The 275-nt window shown below is 61.1% G+C and carries 1 pseudogene; it reads left to right on the top strand.

Annotated elements, in window-relative coordinates:
• Positions 1-120: 120 nt before the first annotated feature.
• Positions 121-275: pseudogene (locus tag IB272_RS34610) on the top strand (IS21 family transposase); the annotation flags it as partial.

Below are 275 nucleotides of genomic sequence, written 5' to 3'. Positions count from 1 at the left end.
CTGACCCAGGGGGTATCGTCAGAGCCGGAAACCAGCCGGTAATTGATTGGAATCGTGGCCGGCTTCAAATCGGAACGGTGGCCGGATTTTGATCGGAATGCTGGCCGGCTTCAGGTCGGAATCCGCAAGGTCCACGCCGATTGCGCCATTGAGGTCGACACCAACGCCTACTCAGTCCCGTGGCGGCTCATCGGCGAGATTGTCGAGGTGACGATCAGCGGTGGCCAGGTCCGCGTATTCCATGCTGGTCAGCTTGTCGCGAGCCACGCCGAGTC

Source organism: Ensifer sp. ENS08 (genome assembly GCF_014852195.1).
GTDB lineage: Bacteria > Pseudomonadota > Alphaproteobacteria > Rhizobiales > Rhizobiaceae > Ensifer > Ensifer adhaerens.
The sequence above is the reverse complement of the archived record's forward strand: the minus strand, read 5'-3'. Positions and strand labels throughout refer to the sequence as shown.